Annotated in this window: 11 protein-coding genes and 4 pseudogenes; 4 read left to right on the forward strand and 11 right to left on the reverse strand. The window is 53.4% G+C overall.

Annotation, left to right across the window (positions count from 1 at the left end):
• Positions 1-146: 146 nt before the first annotated feature.
• Positions 147-329: pseudogene (locus tag IU397_RS22180) on the forward strand (DDE-type integrase/transposase/recombinase); the annotation flags it as partial.
• A gap of 160 nt (positions 330-489) precedes the next feature.
• Here the strand turns inward: IU397_RS22180 and IU397_RS22185 are convergent.
• The 5 genes from IU397_RS22185 to dctP form a co-directional block, all read right to left on the reverse strand.
• The gene (locus IU397_RS22185) at positions 490-2,007 is read right to left on the reverse strand and encodes a malonyl-CoA synthase (RefSeq protein ID WP_204417752.1); all 1,518 of its coding nucleotides are present in this window, start codon (positions 2,005-2,007) and stop codon (positions 490-492) included.
• 4 nt (positions 2,008-2,011) lie between these two features.
• Positions 2,012-3,271, reverse strand: a complete 1,260-nt coding sequence (locus IU397_RS22190; protein WP_204417753.1) for a malonyl-CoA decarboxylase domain-containing protein — start codon at positions 3,269-3,271, stop codon at positions 2,012-2,014.
• Positions 3,268-4,584, reverse strand: coding sequence for a TRAP transporter large permease (locus IU397_RS22195; protein ID WP_204417754.1), 1,317 nt, complete (start codon positions 4,582-4,584; stop codon positions 3,268-3,270). Before IU397_RS22195 ends, IU397_RS22190 begins: the two co-directional genes overlap by 4 nt.
• Positions 4,584-5,132, reverse strand: coding sequence for a TRAP transporter small permease (locus IU397_RS22200; protein ID WP_204417755.1), 549 nt, complete (start codon positions 5,130-5,132; stop codon positions 4,584-4,586). Before IU397_RS22200 ends, IU397_RS22195 begins: the two co-directional genes overlap by 1 nt.
• A gap of 66 nt (positions 5,133-5,198) precedes the next feature.
• Positions 5,199-6,185, reverse strand: coding sequence for a TRAP transporter substrate-binding protein DctP (dctP, locus tag IU397_RS22205; RefSeq protein WP_204417756.1), 987 nt, complete (start codon positions 6,183-6,185; stop codon positions 5,199-5,201).
• A 134-nt stretch (positions 6,186-6,319) separates the two neighbouring features.
• Between dctP and IU397_RS22210 the strand changes: the two genes are divergently transcribed.
• Complete coding sequence (locus IU397_RS22210; RefSeq protein WP_204417757.1) at positions 6,320-6,976, forward strand: GntR family transcriptional regulator; 657 nt, start codon at positions 6,320-6,322, stop codon at positions 6,974-6,976.
• Positions 6,977-7,102: 126 nt separating this feature from the next.
• Here the strand turns inward: IU397_RS22210 and IU397_RS23485 are convergent.
• From IU397_RS23485 to IU397_RS22235, 3 genes and pseudogenes are all read right to left on the reverse strand, one after another.
• Positions 7,103-8,289 (reverse strand): annotated as a pseudogene (locus IU397_RS23485) (transposase); the annotation flags it as partial.
• A 120-nt stretch (positions 8,290-8,409) separates the two neighbouring features.
• Positions 8,410-8,790, reverse strand: coding sequence for a VOC family protein (locus IU397_RS22230; protein WP_204417761.1), 381 nt, complete (start codon positions 8,788-8,790; stop codon positions 8,410-8,412).
• A pseudogene (locus tag IU397_RS22235) lies at positions 8,750-9,028 on the reverse strand (TRAP transporter large permease subunit); the annotation flags it as partial. The gene IU397_RS22230 and the pseudogene IU397_RS22235, both read right to left, overlap by 41 nt.
• On the opposite strand from IU397_RS22235, the pseudogene IU397_RS22240 reads away from it, so the two are divergent.
• A pseudogene (locus IU397_RS22240) lies at positions 9,029-9,214 on the forward strand (transposase); the annotation flags it as partial.
• Between the two features lie 47 nt (positions 9,215-9,261).
• Here the strand turns inward: IU397_RS22240 and IU397_RS22245 are convergent.
• Complete coding sequence (locus IU397_RS22245; RefSeq protein WP_204417763.1) at positions 9,262-10,185, reverse strand: AraC family transcriptional regulator; 924 nt, start codon at positions 10,183-10,185, stop codon at positions 9,262-9,264.
• Between the two features lie 252 nt (positions 10,186-10,437).
• Between IU397_RS22245 and IU397_RS22250 the strand changes: the two genes are divergently transcribed.
• Complete coding sequence (locus tag IU397_RS22250; protein ID WP_204417765.1) at positions 10,438-11,778, forward strand: hypothetical protein; 1,341 nt, start codon at positions 10,438-10,440, stop codon at positions 11,776-11,778.
• A 53-nt stretch (positions 11,779-11,831) separates the two neighbouring features.
• Here the strand turns inward: IU397_RS22250 and IU397_RS22255 are convergent, their stop codons facing one another.
• Both IU397_RS22255 and IU397_RS22260 read right to left on the reverse strand, forming a co-directional pair.
• On the reverse strand, positions 11,832-13,106 hold the full coding sequence (locus tag IU397_RS22255; RefSeq protein ID WP_204417767.1) for an HlyD family type I secretion periplasmic adaptor subunit: 1,275 nt from the start codon (positions 13,104-13,106) through the stop codon (positions 11,832-11,834).
• Positions 13,103-14,818 carry a type I secretion system permease/ATPase gene (locus IU397_RS22260; RefSeq protein WP_204417773.1) on the reverse strand — a complete coding sequence of 572 codons (1,716 nt, stop codon included), beginning with the start codon at positions 14,816-14,818 and terminating at the stop codon, positions 13,103-13,105. The genes IU397_RS22255 and IU397_RS22260 overlap by 4 nt, the downstream gene beginning before the upstream one ends.
• Positions 14,819-15,186: the final 368 nt, after the last annotated feature.

The raw sequence follows: 15,186 nt of genomic DNA on the forward strand, positions 1-15,186 counted from the left end.
ACCACCGTCCGCACACAAGCCTCGCTGGTATGACGCCAGCCGAATATGCTAACCGGTCAAAGGAAGACCAAAACCTGAACAGAGCTAACCTAAATTAGCGGACTCTAAGGGGAGCAGGTCACATCAAACCGATCACGACGCTTGCACCAGGTGCCCAGCATCGCAGGCACAAGGGCTTGAATAATCACGCAGAGGGATCCCATCGACCGACCCGAAAGCGCGAGAAAGTCATGGGGCGTTTCAAGTCACCACGATAAGCCCAGAGGTTCCTTGCCAATCACGATCAAATCAACATCGTCTTTCGTCCCCGCCGCTATCGCCTACCCGCAATATAACCCGACATGCACGCCGCCAGCCTTTGACCAGAAGCATACATCATTTACAGTTTTCACCCAGCCTCTGCCCAGTCCTCCTAAATGCTGCGCGTTCCCGAACGTCCTCTTGCAGCATATCTGAATGTTGCCTTTTCAACGCGTGTTGAGGAAGCTTTTAGGCTACGGCAAACAGGTTCTTGTGCTCTTCCCTGAGCAGGTTTTTTTGCACCTTGCCCATGGTGTTGCGTGGAAGTTCATCAACGATGAGCAAACCACGAGGGTGCTTGAAGCGCGCCAGGGACGCTGAGGTTGCCTCTTTTATTTGAGATAAGTCCGGCATTTCACCTTTTTCCGGGACAATGAGCCCAAGGACTGTCTCTCCAAAGTCAGCGTGCGGCACACCGATTACCGCACTCTCCAACACGCCGGGCTGGGCATCAAGAACAAGTTCGATTTCTTTGGGGTAAATGTTGTAGCCACCGGAAATAATCAGGTCCTTATCACGACCAACAATTTGGACGTAACCGTCCTCATCGATCATGCCCAGATCACCCGTGACAAAGAACCCATTCTCGCGCAACTCAGCGGCCGTTTTTTCTGGCATTTGCCAATATCCTTTGAACACGTTGGGGCCTCGCACTTCGATTTGGCCAACTTGTCCCTGTTCAAGTGTTTTGCCAGTCTCAGCATCGGTGATCTTCACCTCAACCCCTGGCAAAGGCAGGCCGACTGTCCCCGCTTTGCGCTCTCCCTTATAAGGGTTTGTGGTGTTCATGTTAGTTTCGGTCATTCCATACCGTTCGAGGATGCGATGTCCCGTCCTTTCTTCGAAATGGATATGCGTCTCAGCAAGTAGAGGTGCTGATCCGGAAACGAAAAGACGCATATGCGCTGTCAATTCGTGCGTGAGTCGAGCGTCGCCAAGAAGCCGGGTGTAAAAAGTTGGAACGCCCATCATTGAAGTGGCTTCAGGCAGGCGTTGGATAACCGCATCGAGGTCAAATTTAGACATAAAGATCATCGAGCCGCCCGAGGCCAGCATGACGTTCGTTGCTACAAAGAGCCCATGCGTGTGGAAAATTGGCAGCGCATGCAAAAGCACGTCGGTGTCTGTGAAATGCCATTCCTTGGCCAAGGCGGTTGAATTTGACAGCAGATTGTTTTGCGTAAGCATTGCTCCTTTGGAACGACCCGTCGTGCCAGAGGTATAAAGGAAAGCGGCAAGGTCGTCGGGAGCACGTGATACAGTTGTGAAGCTCTCAGGCATGGCGCGGGCGGCTTCCATCAACAACCCGCTTCCATCGACATTTAGTGTATCGACTTTTACCCCTAAATTCTGAGCAAGTTCAGTCAACTCGCCTTCATTGCGACTGTCGCAAACAATCAAAGATGCCCCGCTATTTTCGATAAAGTAAGATAACTCATCAACGGTGTAGGCCGTATTCAACGGAATAAAGACTAGGCCAGCTTGAACACAAGCTGCGTAGAGGGCGAGAGCCTCAGACGACTTGGCAACTTGTACTGCGACACGATCACCGGGTTTCAAGCCATGTAATTTAAGAACGTGTGCGACTTGCGCTGCCATCGCCAGGAAATCGCTGTGCGTGATGACACCACCGTCAATTAGCTTGAGAAACGGCGTAGTCTTTCCCGCATGAACACCAAAAAGACTGTCATAGAGAGGATTTGGCATCGGTCTATCCTTTTTCGTTTGCAGGGAGCGCAACGGACCCAGCCAAATCCTTGACCTCTTGCGTCGCGGGAACCTCATGGGTGGTTACGAATTTCTCGTGGTTCTGTTCGACCTGCCCGAGGTCGTAGAGGTAGTTCACCATAGCGCCCCCAGATTGTTGCCGCCCTTTTTCTGAGGTGTCGGCATTTGCGTGCACATCGTGGACAATTGCGCCGTTACCGAGGTGAAACCGGGCGACTGGATCGAAGGGCAACCCATTCTGAGCTTTGGCGTTCAGAAGGTAATAGGCAGCGGCAGCGCGCATGTTCTCGTTATGGTCTGCGCCGTATGTCAATCCCGACGCGTCTAGCCATTTGGTCAAGTTCGGGATTGGCGAAAGGGTGGCAAAGGTCTCTAACCCTTTCAATTCGGTAGAGAGGTCAGACGCAACCTGTTTGATCAGCGAGTTCCCGAAGGAAATGCTCGCGAGCCCGGATTGGCAGTTTGAGATGGAATAAAAGACCGCAGTGTCGGCCTCACTGGCCAGCATCGCTGCGCGTTCTTCTGCCAGCAAATTCTGCACCGATGATGGAATGCCTTGGGTCAGAGCGACTTCAACGAAAATCAGAGGCTCATCCGGCATTGATGGATGAAAGAATGCAAAGCAACGACGATCGGATGGCTCCAGCCGTCGTCGCAGGTCTTCCCAACTTTCGATTGCGTGAACAGCCTCATAGGCGATGATCTTCTCAAGGATGTGCGCGGGGCTTTCCCAACTGATAGGGCGAAGCACCAGAAAACCACGATTGAACCAACTCGCAAAGAGATGGCGAAAGTCCAGGTCGAGTGCCTGCAAAGCAGGGTCCTTCTTGCCCAGCCGCAGCAAGTCAGACCGTATGTTCACAAGAGCACCGGTTGCACCAGGCACCATGTTCAGGCGTCGAATGAACTCTTGCCTCGGTGGTTCCGCCGCAGCCGCAAATGCACGATAGCTGCATTTACTGACCTCGCGTTCATATACCTCGAGAGAGTTCCGAACGGCTTCTGGATCAATGTTCATCGAGTGCGCAAGGTGCGCAAAGAACGCCAGCTTCTCATCGTTTTCCAGCAGCTCATAGCGATCAAGTATCTCCTGGGCCAACACGAGACCGGAAGTTTCCCCCGTCGCCTTCACCAACGCTAGAGCCATTTCCTCAAGTGGGCGGCCGTCTTCTTTGCTATCAGACACCTCTCGGCGGGCGCGTCGCTCGAAGACAGCAGACAATATGTCCGCAAACAACGTCATCGCGCAGCACCCATCACGGTATCAGGCAGCCATGTGGCAATGCCTGGGAACAGGCACAGGAGGACTATGGCAATCACCATACAAGCTACGAATGGCAGAGATCCTTTGAGGATAGTCTTCAATGAGATATCCGGAGCGATTCCGTTAATGACGTAGAGATTCAGGCCAACAGGTGGTGAAATAAGCCCGATTTCCATGTTGATCGTCAGCACCACTGCGAACCAGATGGGATCAAACCCAGCAGTTGTGATGATCGGCAACAGAATGGGTGCCGCCATCAAGATGACTGCAACCGGGGGAAGGAAAAAGCCTGCGATCAGTAGGAAGATGTTCACGGCAAACATCAGCACCCAGCGGTTCACGTCCAAAGTGCCAATCCACTCGGCGATTGCCTGGGTGATAAAGAGCGAGGACAGCATGTAGCTAAACACACCAGCGGCAGCGATGATGAAAAGGATCATCACGCTTTCCTTGGTACTGTCTCTCAGCACCACCCAGAGATCGGCTGGGTTCCAGAGCTTATAGATCACCATCGCGATCAACAGGCATAACAGGGCTCCCACCGCCGCCGTCTCCGATGGCGTCGCTACACCGCCATACATGGCGTAGAGCACGCCAATAATGATCAAGATAAAGGGTGCAACGCGAGGCAGAATTTCGAACTTCTCACGCCATGAATAGCTGGTGGCGCTCAGCACCGCAGAGTCCCCTGACCTCCAGGTCGCGTACAATGACCATGCCATAAACAATGCAACCAGCATGAGTCCTGGGAACACCCCTGCGAGGAAAAGGCGGCCAATCGAAGTCTCCGTCGCAATGCCATAAACAATCATAGTTACGGACGGCGGAATCAGGATACCAAGCGTGCCACCTGCAGCAATTGAGCCTGAGGCAATCGCATCGGGGTAGCCACGCTTACGCATCTCGGGAATACCCATTTTGCCAATGGCCGCACAGGTTGCTGGAGACGAACCAGACATTGCTGAGAACAGTGCACAAGCGCCAAGGTTGGAAATAACCAGGCCACCGGGAACACGTGTTAGCCAACGCTCCAAGGCTTCGTACAAATCTGCCCCGGCCCGTGTTGAGGCTATCGACGCCCCCATGATGATAAACATGGGAATGGACAACAAAGCGAAGTTGTCGAGCTTGCCGAAGAGGATTTCGGGCATCAGTTCCAGAGACCGCAATCCGTCAAAGACGATCAGGAAGCCCGCAGAAACAATGAGCAGGCCAAGACCGACGGAAACTCCAGAAAACAGTACAAGGATCGTGGCAACCGCGACTATCGCACCAAGAAGAAGCGGGTCCATCAGGCGTCCTCCAGACCAAAGGGCTTATCAATGCCGAGGATAACGGCAACGAGATCGGCAATGAGCTGCAACATCAGCAGGCCAAATCCGATTGGGATTGAAAGATACGGTATCCAAAGACGGACGCCCCAAACGGTGTCAGACCGCCAGCCGCGTTCCCAGGCGAAGTGCCAGTATTCGTAGCCGTAGAAAAGCATCACGCCGACGATCAGGATCGATACCGACAGGGTGACGTAGCAGAGAATTTTCCGTGCGCCTGTCGGAAGCGCTAAAGGAACCAAATCGACGTTTACGTGCCCACGCAACCGCTGGACATAAGGCAAACCGATCAAAGTCGCCGCGACGACGAGGTAAATGACTGCTTCAGTTTGCCAGACGGTGGATCCATTCAAGACGAAGCGGATGAAAATCATCTGGCAGGTGATGAAAACCGCGGTGACGATCATTGTCGCAGAGCACCATCCAGCGAGGGTCGAAAGGGCCGCCACAAAGCGCAAGAAGGGGTTGTTGCCAACGTTTGCAACGGCGGCATTGCTCTGGCCAGCCATGGCGACCTCCTAGATTTTGGAAATTAGCAGATTGGGGCGGCAAAGTTTGCCGCCCCGGTCCAGCAATCACTCGACGGAAAGTGCGAGGTCCAGGAGTTCTTGGCCGCCTGGAGTGTCCTCGACGAAGGCTTTGTAAGACGTCTCCTGCGCGAGTGCGCGCCATGCGTCAAACTCTTCCTGAGACATGGCAGCGATTTCTACGCCGTTCTCGGCGAAGACTTCCGCCGATGCTGCGTCCTGCTTTTTCGCCTCTTCAAGATAGAAAGCCTCGGCTTTGGCAGCCGCCGCCAAAAGAGCAGCCTGTTGCTCAGCGCTCAGCCCTTCAAAGGTGGATTTGTTCATCATCATAGGTTGATACATAAACCACAGTGCGAAATCGCTTGCTGGCGTGTAGCACGCAACCTGTTCGTAAATCCTATAGCTAACGAAGGAGGACGACGACGTGTTGGCGGCGGTCAAAACGCCGGTCTGCATGGCGTTGTAAATCTCGGACGATGCCATGGACGCGATGGACGCGCCTGCACCTGCCAGCATTTGCTCGAACGCCTTACCAGCCGCACGGGTCTGCTGACCCTGCACGTCCTCCGGCGCAGTGATGCACTGGTCTTTCCCAACAAAACCGCCTGCCAAGTAGCCGTGGACCAGCACCATTACATCATCACCGGCCATGATCTCTTCGATCTTGCCCATGAAGTCGCTTTCGTTGAGGCGCGCAGCGTGGTCGTGGTTCTTCACCAGACCTGGCATCAAAGTCAGGTTATATGCGGGCTGCTGGCCACCAGCGTAGCTGAGTGGAAAAACCGTCATGTCAAGCTGACCACGGCTCAGCGGTTTGTACTGCTCACGCGGCTTAAATAGAGACTTTGACGGGAAAATCTTGATTTCAAGGTCGACGTTTGCGGCTGCAACTTCATCAGCAACCATTTGGGCCACTTGGTGACGCACATCTGCGGTTGACCACTGGTGCGACAACCGAAGCTCTTCAGCTCCTGCCGTGACAGTTCCTACGAGCAGTGCAGCCGATGTGATGGTGGCGGTAAGTTGAAAGTTCATTGGTTTCCTCCCTAATGTCCCGATTCACCATCGGGCTCCAAGCTTAATCGCAGCTTGTGCATATCCAGTCAACGTTCTTGTATACAATATAGCACATCTTGCGCACTAGACTGGTTTCTGATACTGAGAATGACATGGATCAGAAGCGCTCAGACATAATCACTAACCAAATCGAAGAGCTGATTTTCGATGGCACCTTTGGTGACGAAGAACGCTTGGACGAAGTGCAGTTGGCAGAACGGTTTGCTGTATCTCGGACGCCGGTCCGAGAAGCTTTGCTCAGACTTGCCCAATCTGGATTGGTTGAACATCGACCAAGGCGGGGGGTGTTTGTTAAACAACCAGGACCGATTGCTTTGATGGAGATGTTTGAGGTTATGGCGGAGCTTGAAGCAACTGCTGCGCGCTTCGCGGCACACCGCATATCTGATAATGCAATCGGTGAGCTGAAAGACGCGAACGAGCGATGCAATGCTGCTGTTGAGCAACAGGACACAGAAAAATACTATCGCGAAAACGAGCAGTTTCACGCGATCTTATACCGCGAGTCTGGAAATGGTTTCCTCGAACTAGAGTGCCTTCGTCTCCAGCGCAGACTTCAGCCATTCCGCCGAACTCAACTGCGTCTCAGGGGCCGCCTGAAGCAGTCAATGAAGGAACATCAACAGATAGTGGCTGCGCTTGAAGAAGGCGAAGCTACCCAAGCTTCAGAAGCCGTTCGGTCGCATGTCGCAGTTCAGGGCGAGAAATTTCACCATCTTATGGCTAGTCTAAAAACAGCTGCCGAATAGACATAGTGATCAGCTGCGTAAGGGTTGCAAGGTACTGATGTTTCTAAAAAAATCAGTTTGAGAACTGTTGTTCATTAAGCGTTTTCTGCTACCGTTTTGATCTTATGCCATTGTGGAGCCCATCGGGCGCAGTTTGGCGATCTCGCGTGCCCTTGTCATGCGCCGCCTCCTGGACATGCCGTGAGACGATACGGGCATCTTTGTTGGGCTTGCAGCGTTCTTTCAGGGCGCAGGTGGAACAGTGTGTCTTGCTTGCGTAGTACCGTTTGATGCCATCCTTGCTGACGCTTGCGCACGGGGTGCGCATCTTGCGCCAGTATTTCATGAGGGGTTTGCCACCAGGGCAGGTGTATGCGTCCGTTGCTGGATCTAGGGGAACTCGAGATTGGAGAATGTGCCGTCTTTGCGATCCGATCTGCCGATCACGGGGGCATGCGGTTCAATGTCTTGATCGACCAGCCAACCCAGCATGTAGCCCGAACCATAGGCGGTGTCCGCAGCCAGCCGGTCTGGAAAAAGATCGAACCTGTCTCGCGTGCGGGTCAGCATTGTCTGGGTTGCCCCAACCTCAGCCGCACGGATAGCGCGGGTCGCCTCGACATCCATAAAGATCGCATGGTCAGTATCGATCAGGTAATTGGTCGAATAGGCAAAGAATGCTGGTCCTTTCAACGCACCTGTCCATTGGCTGGCGGGATCAGAGAAAGATGTGAATTTCGGCGTCACCTCGCTTGCGGCACCAAATGTGGCATCATCTAACGTCTCAAGATATCCCGGCACAGCTCGCGGAACGACCGCCGGGTCGATCTGTGCCGCCTCCTATTCCGCCTTTGGCGCTGATTATTGCTTGTTGGCATCGGCCTGGATGATGCTGGCATCTGTCGCAAAGTTCTCGCCGCCAACCAAGCCCTCTGCCATGCAGCGTTTCACGACCGTCTCAAATAGACGGCGGAACAGATCGTAGTCACGGAACCGTCATGTCAGTTCTTGGAAAAGGTCGAATGATCGGAGATCGGATCTGAGAGATCAAGTTTGCAGAACCATCAATATGCGAGGTTCAGATGAACCTCTTCGCAGAGCCGACGCTCAGACCGGATGCCAAAGCAGTACCCAAACAGCAGCATGCGGATCATCAATTCTGGATCAATCGATGGGCGGCCTGTGTGGCTGTATAAATCCGTCAGATGGGCGCGAATGCTACTGAGATCAACGAACCAATTAATCGCACACAACAGGTGATCTTGTGGGACGTGCTCTTCAAGCGAAAACTCATAGAATAACGCCGCTTGCGCTTCCTGCTTCGGTCCCATCATCGCAATCAACCTCCAGTATGAATACCGAAATTGACTCAGCGATCAGCACCCCAAACGAGCTGAGTTTTTCAACAACATTAGCCCAAAGTCACTGATGTTGCGGCGAATCTTAACGACCGGTTAGCGATCATTAGCCACCCGCTTTTCTGCTCCGCCGGTCAAATCCTGTGCAAGCATCATGCCATTACCATCGGGGTCGTAGAAGGTTGCTGTCTTGACCATGCCTTCAACGACATCGGTTTCGCCATCAAAGCAAACTTTAGCCTGTTCCAATTTGTGTCTTGCCGCATCCAGATCAGCGACACCGAAGACAGGAACACAGTTTCCAGGCGCAGGTTCCGTATGTTCGCCTAAACCGATGGTCACGCCGGTCGTATTGGTCTGAAGCTCTGACCACCCTGCCTCATCCGCATGGTAGATCGTTTCAAACCCAAGCATGCTGCCATACCACTCAGCGCTTGAGGCAGGCGACGACGCCGAATTGATACGGGCTGATGTCATAAGATCCGGTGGCAATGGGCAACAGTATCGGGGTGATCAGGATGATGGCCGCGATACCGTCGATGACCATTCCAATGACGAGAAGTGCAAGGTTCACGATCAGTAGAAATACAAATGGATCGGACGTGATCGAGGTGATCAGCGCAGCAAGCCTCTGCGGGACTTCTTCATAGATGATGACCCAGCCGAAGACACTGGCCGCTGCTATCATAAAAAGGATCATCGACGCGTTGGCGGCTGCATACCCGGCCGAAAACAGCGCAAGACAGCGGTGAAATACGACAAGCGCCGCTACAAACGGCGCAACCGTATCGAAATCATGTTCGGCAGGCTCAAAGACTGGCGGCGTGTCGCCACCCGATACGACCGCTGTCCAAAGGTAGCCCTCTCAGCCATCGCTCTCACGACAGCCGTTATCTACTGACTATGAGGCCGGACACTAAGCATCCCAGCAACAAATGAAAGGTTTAATCACCTACTGCACCGTTTACGATAGCCACCTGGAGAGCAATTTTCCCACCGATCGAACGCACGGTAAAACGCAGAGACAGAGGTATATCCAAGTGCGGTCGCAATGGTTTTTATAGGTGTGTTGGTGTAGGCTAACAGCTCGATGGCGCGATCGTGGCGCACACTGTCCTTCATCTCTGTCAGCGTCCGATTCTCGGACGCAAGACGGCGCTGCAAGGACCGCGCGCTGGTTCCTAAAGTCTCTGCCAGATCCTGTATGCGTGACTCACTTTCGTTTGAGAGCTGCCTATCCAGATGAGATTCCAGCGCCGCCACTATATCTTGCTCTGCAATCGTGGATTGTCGTCGCTTTACATGCTCATCCATCAGCGCCACTAGATATGGATCGTTTCGCGGCATTTTTGCATGGAGATGTTGCTCATCAAAGCGCAGCGCCGCCTTTGACGCGATGGCGCTCGAACTCCCTGCCATCTCGATCTGCGCACCACTAGTTATCCTTATCTCGCGCGCCATCAATGGCACACAAAGCATAGGCAGCTGACTATACCTGTTGCCTCGTACGCGATAGCCAAGCGTAACGACCCCATTCTCCGAGGACTTCGATATGGTGAGGCCTGGCATTTGATCGGGCATATACGCAAGGTAGGTGTCTATAGCTGTACCTAGTGTCCGCTGCGATGACCAAAGATAACCAAACTCGCCCGACAATGCAGGCGTGTAATCCCGACACAGGCGTGAGACTAAGCCAATTAGCTCATTGCTTACTGATTGTGCGATCAGGTCGTTGAGCTCGCGTTCGTCGGCGACGCCCTCCCATACCGCTTGACGCGACAGATAATAGTCTGGGTTTGGCCGCTCTGCCTCATCTCCATTGGCGGCATAGAAATGTAACAACTTGTAGAGTGCTGTCGATCTCAGAATCATGAGCCCTCCGATGCGCATCCCGATAGCTGAATGCTACCTACTCCGAGGGATGATACAAAATAGCATCGTTACTTTGGTTCGCAGGTTTTCGCCCAAAATGCTGAGATTTCCGCTCAAACCCCAAAAACTGGCGCGAGATACGAAAGGATGGCGCGTTATACGAGTTTATGCTCCGCGAGACATCCTAATAGCCTGCAGTACCTGTGGCGGCCAAAGCGGCCATGAGGCAAACCGAAAAGAAAAAGGTTAATCATGTCCTATCAAAATACGATGGTTGAATTTAAAATTGACATTGGCCCCAGCTTCACTCTCGATGCTGGGCCGGGCGCTAGCGTGTACGCACGTGCATCCAGCTACGACGATTTCCTCGCTGCACTTAATGCGCGGGATATCGAAGCCAGCGACCTTAACGCCGTTCAGTGGAGTACCTTTGCGGAAAGCGCGATGCTTGTGGATGCAGTCGATGATCTTAAAGTTGAAACTTTGGAAGATGTTGAGGCGATCTTTGGCGGCAAGTTCAAGTTCGAAATCGTTGAAGGTTTTAAAGCCACGGATGGCACCGTGCTGAATGGTGGCGCGACCGCTGACGGCAAGATTATCCTTGATGCAGATCTCAGCGGCGAAGAACTGCGTTCTGTTCTGAAAGAAGAAATCGCAGAAGCGGCCTTCTACAAGGCCTTCGATAAAGCATCCGAGGGCGACTTTGGTGCCGAGGTCGTGGCAAGTTATCTTGGCGTGACCGATACGAAAACACTTGTTCAATTCCAGTCCGAAAATGACACTGTGATGACCGAGTTCGGCGAAGTGCAAGCGAATGCTTCTGAGCAGATTAATCAGTTGTTGAACGACGTTTCGATCGCTTCAACGAACGGTACTCCATACAATATTACCGCTTATGACGGTTTCTCAATCTCCGAATTTCAATACAATGCGTTTGCTGGCAATATGGGGGAAAACGTTTTTGGCCAGGAAGCCTTTGAAGCGCTTCGATGGTTTTCTAACGAGACTGACTTGGATGGAGATGGCAAAGCATCCAACGCTATTGAGTGGGCTATCGCTAGTCCCGGCTCAGCCGGTGATGTTCTGTCCTTTTCGAATTCAAAGCTGACGCCTGTCATCGGTCTGTCTGATACGCTGCTGGCAGGACAGGGAGACGCGAGCAACACTTGGGTTACCAGCGAGCAACAAACCTACAAGACCCAGCAATCCTTTAAGTTTGATGCTGGACTCAAATTAGGCGCAAATGCTAGCGGAAGTTTCTTTGGACTTTTTGACGCTGGAGCATCGATTGAAGTTTCTGCTTCAGTCGGTGGTGGCGTTGAAATATCAAACGAATTCAAAACAATAAGAGAGGTTCGCCAAACCTATAATGTCGATGGTCAAGATTATGCGCCCGGAACGATTGTCTCTTATGGTTGGCACGCGCAGCTTGCGGATGCGGACGTACGGGATGGGTACCTCGTCTATGCCAAGGTCTCAGACGCAGACGGTGTTGAAGACTATATCGGTTTTGAGGTGACACAGCGCGGCATCATCAACGACTATCTCTCGGGTATTGTTGCGACAGACGTTGATATCACCGAGCTTGCCTAGGCAAGGCTCAACCTCGAATTGTGGGCGGTGGATCTTTCCACCGCCGCTTCGCGTCAGCCGCGCATAGCCTGATCGAAATAGCGGCGCAGGGGATCAGTGAGATAGGCAAAAGGAGAACGTTCGCCCGTCCGCATATAGGTTGTGACTGGCACGCCAAGGATTACCGCCCCGCTGTCGGGAAAGCCTTGCAACGCCCCTTCGTCCAGAGTGATTTCCACTTCGTAATAGCGACGCTGCGTCGCCTCCACCGTAAACACATCGGCAGAGATCAATGTGACCTCACCATATAGATCCGGTGTCTGGCTTAGATCGAAGCTCGTCAGTTGCACCCGTACGCGTTGGCCCACACGCACATCCTCAATATCTTCGGGCCGCACCTCCGCTGTGATCCGCAATTCTTCTCTGCGAGGCACGACATACATGAGGGGCTGAGCGGCCTGGATCACCGCGCCCGCCCCGGCAATCTGCATATCGTGGATCACTCCATCAAATGGCGCGCGTAGGTCTAGTTCGTCTAATCTCCGTTCCAGCTCAACGCGTTGTTGCGCCAGTTCTAGCTCACGAAATCGCAAGTCACGCAGTTGGGTGATGAGATCTTCGCGACGCGTGACGTCAAGCCCTGTAAGCTGTATTTTGACTTGGGCGATCTGGCTCTGAGCCTCGGCACGTTGCGCCACGATATTGCCGATCTGTCCGTCCAGTCGAGCTCGCTCGCGCTCAAGTTGGCTTATGACTCTCGCCTCGATCAAGTTGCTTTCGAATAGTGCACGCTTGCCCGCCAGTTCTCCTTCGATAAGCCTAATTTGCTCTTCCAGCGCGTTGGTTTGCCGGTCGAGTCCGCGCACGCGCGCTGTGGTTTGCGTAATCTGTCCCTTAAGCTGTTCGCGCTGGATGCGCTGAGCTTCTGCCCGCGCTGTCAACAACGCTCGCTCAGCTTCGATCCGACTCGTCGCATCCTCTGGTGGATTTTCCCCCAAATTGAACTCCGCGCGATCCTGCAGTTCAGCGTCCAACCGCGCCCGGCGCACCAGAAGTTCGACTCGTTCGTTTTCGAGTATCGCAAGCTCGGTGCGCAGGGTTTCCGCCTTGAGACTGAGGATCGGAGCACCTGCTGCTACCGTACTACCTTCCTCGACGTTCAGGCGCCCTACCGTACCGCCCTCAGGATGCTGGATAGCCTGGCGCTCGATGTTAGACACGACAAGACCCGGGGCGATCACAGCCCCCTCGATCCGAGCGAAGTAAGCCCAACTGCCAAAGCCTCCAACGAGAATGATTGTGCTCAACATGCCAAGGCGCAGGGCAGAATTTGCGGATGGGATCGTCATTCTGCGGCCTCCTTCGGCTGGCTTTCGATGGGCACACCGCCATATTTCGAGATCATTTGATTGGCCGGACCCAAATCGCGGATTTGCCCCCCTTCCATCATCACGATCATGTCACAGTTAGAGAGGACCTCAGAGCGGTTGGTAATCACCACCACGCGTCGCCCGAACTCTCGTAATCTATTGATCGCTTCACGTAGTACAGCGATCTGTTGTGGCTGAGCGAATTGGTCAGGTTCATCAAGGATGACGAGTTCCGGCATCGCGAAGAACGCTCGGGAGAGTGCAATGCGGTGTTTCTGTCCAGGCGTGAGATAGGGACCCTCGGCGCCAATCACCGAGTTAAACCCGTCTTTCAGCTTTGCAATGTCGGCATAAATGCCTGCCATAATTGTGGCGTCAATGATCTCACCGGTCTTTGCGCCATCGACAAAACCGGCAATGTTGTCGCCGATGGTACCCGGAAACAGTGGCGCGTCCTCGGACAGATATCCAACCAAGTTGCGCCGCGCAGCCTCGGTCAACTGATGCAGCTTGTATTGGCCCAGCAACACATCGCCAGACGTTGGATGCCAAGCGCCCGAAAGGACCTGCGCCAGCACTGTCTTGCCGGCACCGGCTGGGCCGATTACGCCAAGCGCGCGGCCTTCTGGCACCTTGAGCGTCATCTGAGCCAGGACCGGCAGAAGAGTAGCTGGAGGATGAGCGACCACCCCCTGCACCAGTAGCGGCCCTTTGACATCTTCACGATGTGCGTTTTCTTGATGGCCCTCGTCACAGCTACTAAGATGCTGCATCACCCGCCAGTTTCTGATCGCGGTGCGCAGCGCGGTCCAATGCCCCGTGAGCACATCGATGGGACCCAGTACCCGACCCATTAGGATTGAGCCAGCTATCATCGCTCCGGCGGAGATCTCACCGGTCAGCACGAATAGGGCACCGAGCGCCAGGATTGCTGATTGCAGGAACATGCGGAACGTCTTTATCGTCACCATAATGCCTCCCTGTCGATCTGCAATGATCGCTTCTGTGTGCATCATATCTACACGGCAATTCTCCAAGTGCTTAACCAATGGTCCATTCAAACCCATGCCGCGCACCTTGTCCGCACAGTCCCACACGGAGTCGAGAAGGGCGAAGCCTTTGCGCTGCTTGGTCTCAAGTGCCTTACGCTGGCGGCGGGTCATAGGCTGTCCCAGCAGGCTCAAGCCAAGGCAGATCAACGCGCCGACAATGGCGAGTAATGCGAGGTAGGGATGGAAAAAGGCGAGTGCCAGAATGAACAATGGCACGAAAGGCAGGTCAAAGAGGGCGAGGAATCCGGGTGACGCAACCACGTGACCGATCTGGTCCAATATCTTCACAGGATTCGCCTTCAAATCGATGTGACCCTCGACCCGCTGCAGGACGCCCGCTCTCAGAATTTGGTTTTGATTCCGTGCTACAACTCTTTGCGAGACCCGATGTAATAGTCTCCCGCGAACATGGTCGATCACACCCATCATCAGGAACAGAAACGTCATGATCAGCGTCAGTGCGACAAGGGTCGAAGACGACTGGCTCATCAGGACCTGATCATAAACCAATAGCATGAACAGCGGTCCCGTCAGAACCAATAGGTTTCTGAAGACGCTAAAGAAACATACGTAGAATAGTAATTGGCGTGCAGATCTGCGATCTCTCATCACCACATGATTAGAATTGAATTGTGCCATATCTAATGCCTCATTAAATCTCTTTCTAAATCAATTGAACGCTGCGGATCATGCAATCTGATTGGGAATCGTATACTTATGACCGCCCCCTACCTTAAATTTTTGAGGATACTATTTTCAGAATTGTTGCCCGAAAGTAGTCATGTAAAGTATTGCTAACCGAAACGACCAAATGCGCGCCAATACCGCTCATATGTTGAAAGCTTGAGCGCAGATCCGCGCTTGGCACTACCTACTGGAGACCCGAGAAAACGCTCGCAAATCATCTGCAACGATCTGTGGCAGCTCCCACTCTATGAAATTTCTGCCCTGATCAGTTTCTGTCCAATGGGCGACAGGCCCTTGTCGCTCGACTCAATTGCGCGGCG

Origin of the sequence: Actibacterium sp. 188UL27-1 (genome assembly GCF_016901225.1) — a bacterium.
In the GTDB taxonomy this organism is placed as follows: domain Bacteria; phylum Pseudomonadota; class Alphaproteobacteria; order Rhodobacterales; family Rhodobacteraceae; genus 188UL27-1.

Excerpts from the sequence above, each read along its gene's own strand:
- IU397_RS22250 (WP_204417765.1), top strand. The coding sequence starts at position 10,438 with ATGTCCTATCAAAATACGATGGTTGAATTTAAAATTGACATTGGCCCC.
- IU397_RS22245 (WP_204417763.1), bottom strand. The coding sequence starts at position 10,185 with ATGATTCTGAGATCGACAGCACTCTACAAGTTGTTACATTTCTATGCC.
- dctP (WP_204417756.1), bottom strand. The coding sequence starts at position 6,185 with ATGAACTTTCAACTTACCGCCACCATCACATCGGCTGCACTGCTCGTA.
- IU397_RS22260 (WP_204417773.1), bottom strand. The coding sequence starts at position 14,818 with ATGGCACAATTCAATTCTAATCATGTGGTGATGAGAGATCGCAGATCT.
- IU397_RS22185 (WP_204417752.1), bottom strand. The coding sequence starts at position 2,007 with ATGCCAAATCCTCTCTATGACAGTCTTTTTGGTGTTCATGCGGGAAAG.
- IU397_RS22255 (WP_204417767.1), bottom strand. The coding sequence starts at position 13,106 with ATGACGATCCCATCCGCAAATTCTGCCCTGCGCCTTGGCATGTTGAGC.
- IU397_RS22190 (WP_204417753.1), bottom strand. The coding sequence starts at position 3,271 with ATGACGTTGTTTGCGGACATATTGTCTGCTGTCTTCGAGCGACGCGCC.
- IU397_RS22210 (WP_204417757.1), top strand. The coding sequence starts at position 6,320 with ATGGATCAGAAGCGCTCAGACATAATCACTAACCAAATCGAAGAGCTG.
- IU397_RS22230 (WP_204417761.1), bottom strand. The coding sequence starts at position 8,790 with ATGACATCAGCCCGTATCAATTCGGCGTCGTCGCCTGCCTCAAGCGCT.
- IU397_RS22195 (WP_204417754.1), bottom strand. The coding sequence starts at position 4,584 with ATGGACCCGCTTCTTCTTGGTGCGATAGTCGCGGTTGCCACGATCCTT.
- IU397_RS22200 (WP_204417755.1), bottom strand. The coding sequence starts at position 5,132 with ATGGCTGGCCAGAGCAATGCCGCCGTTGCAAACGTTGGCAACAACCCC.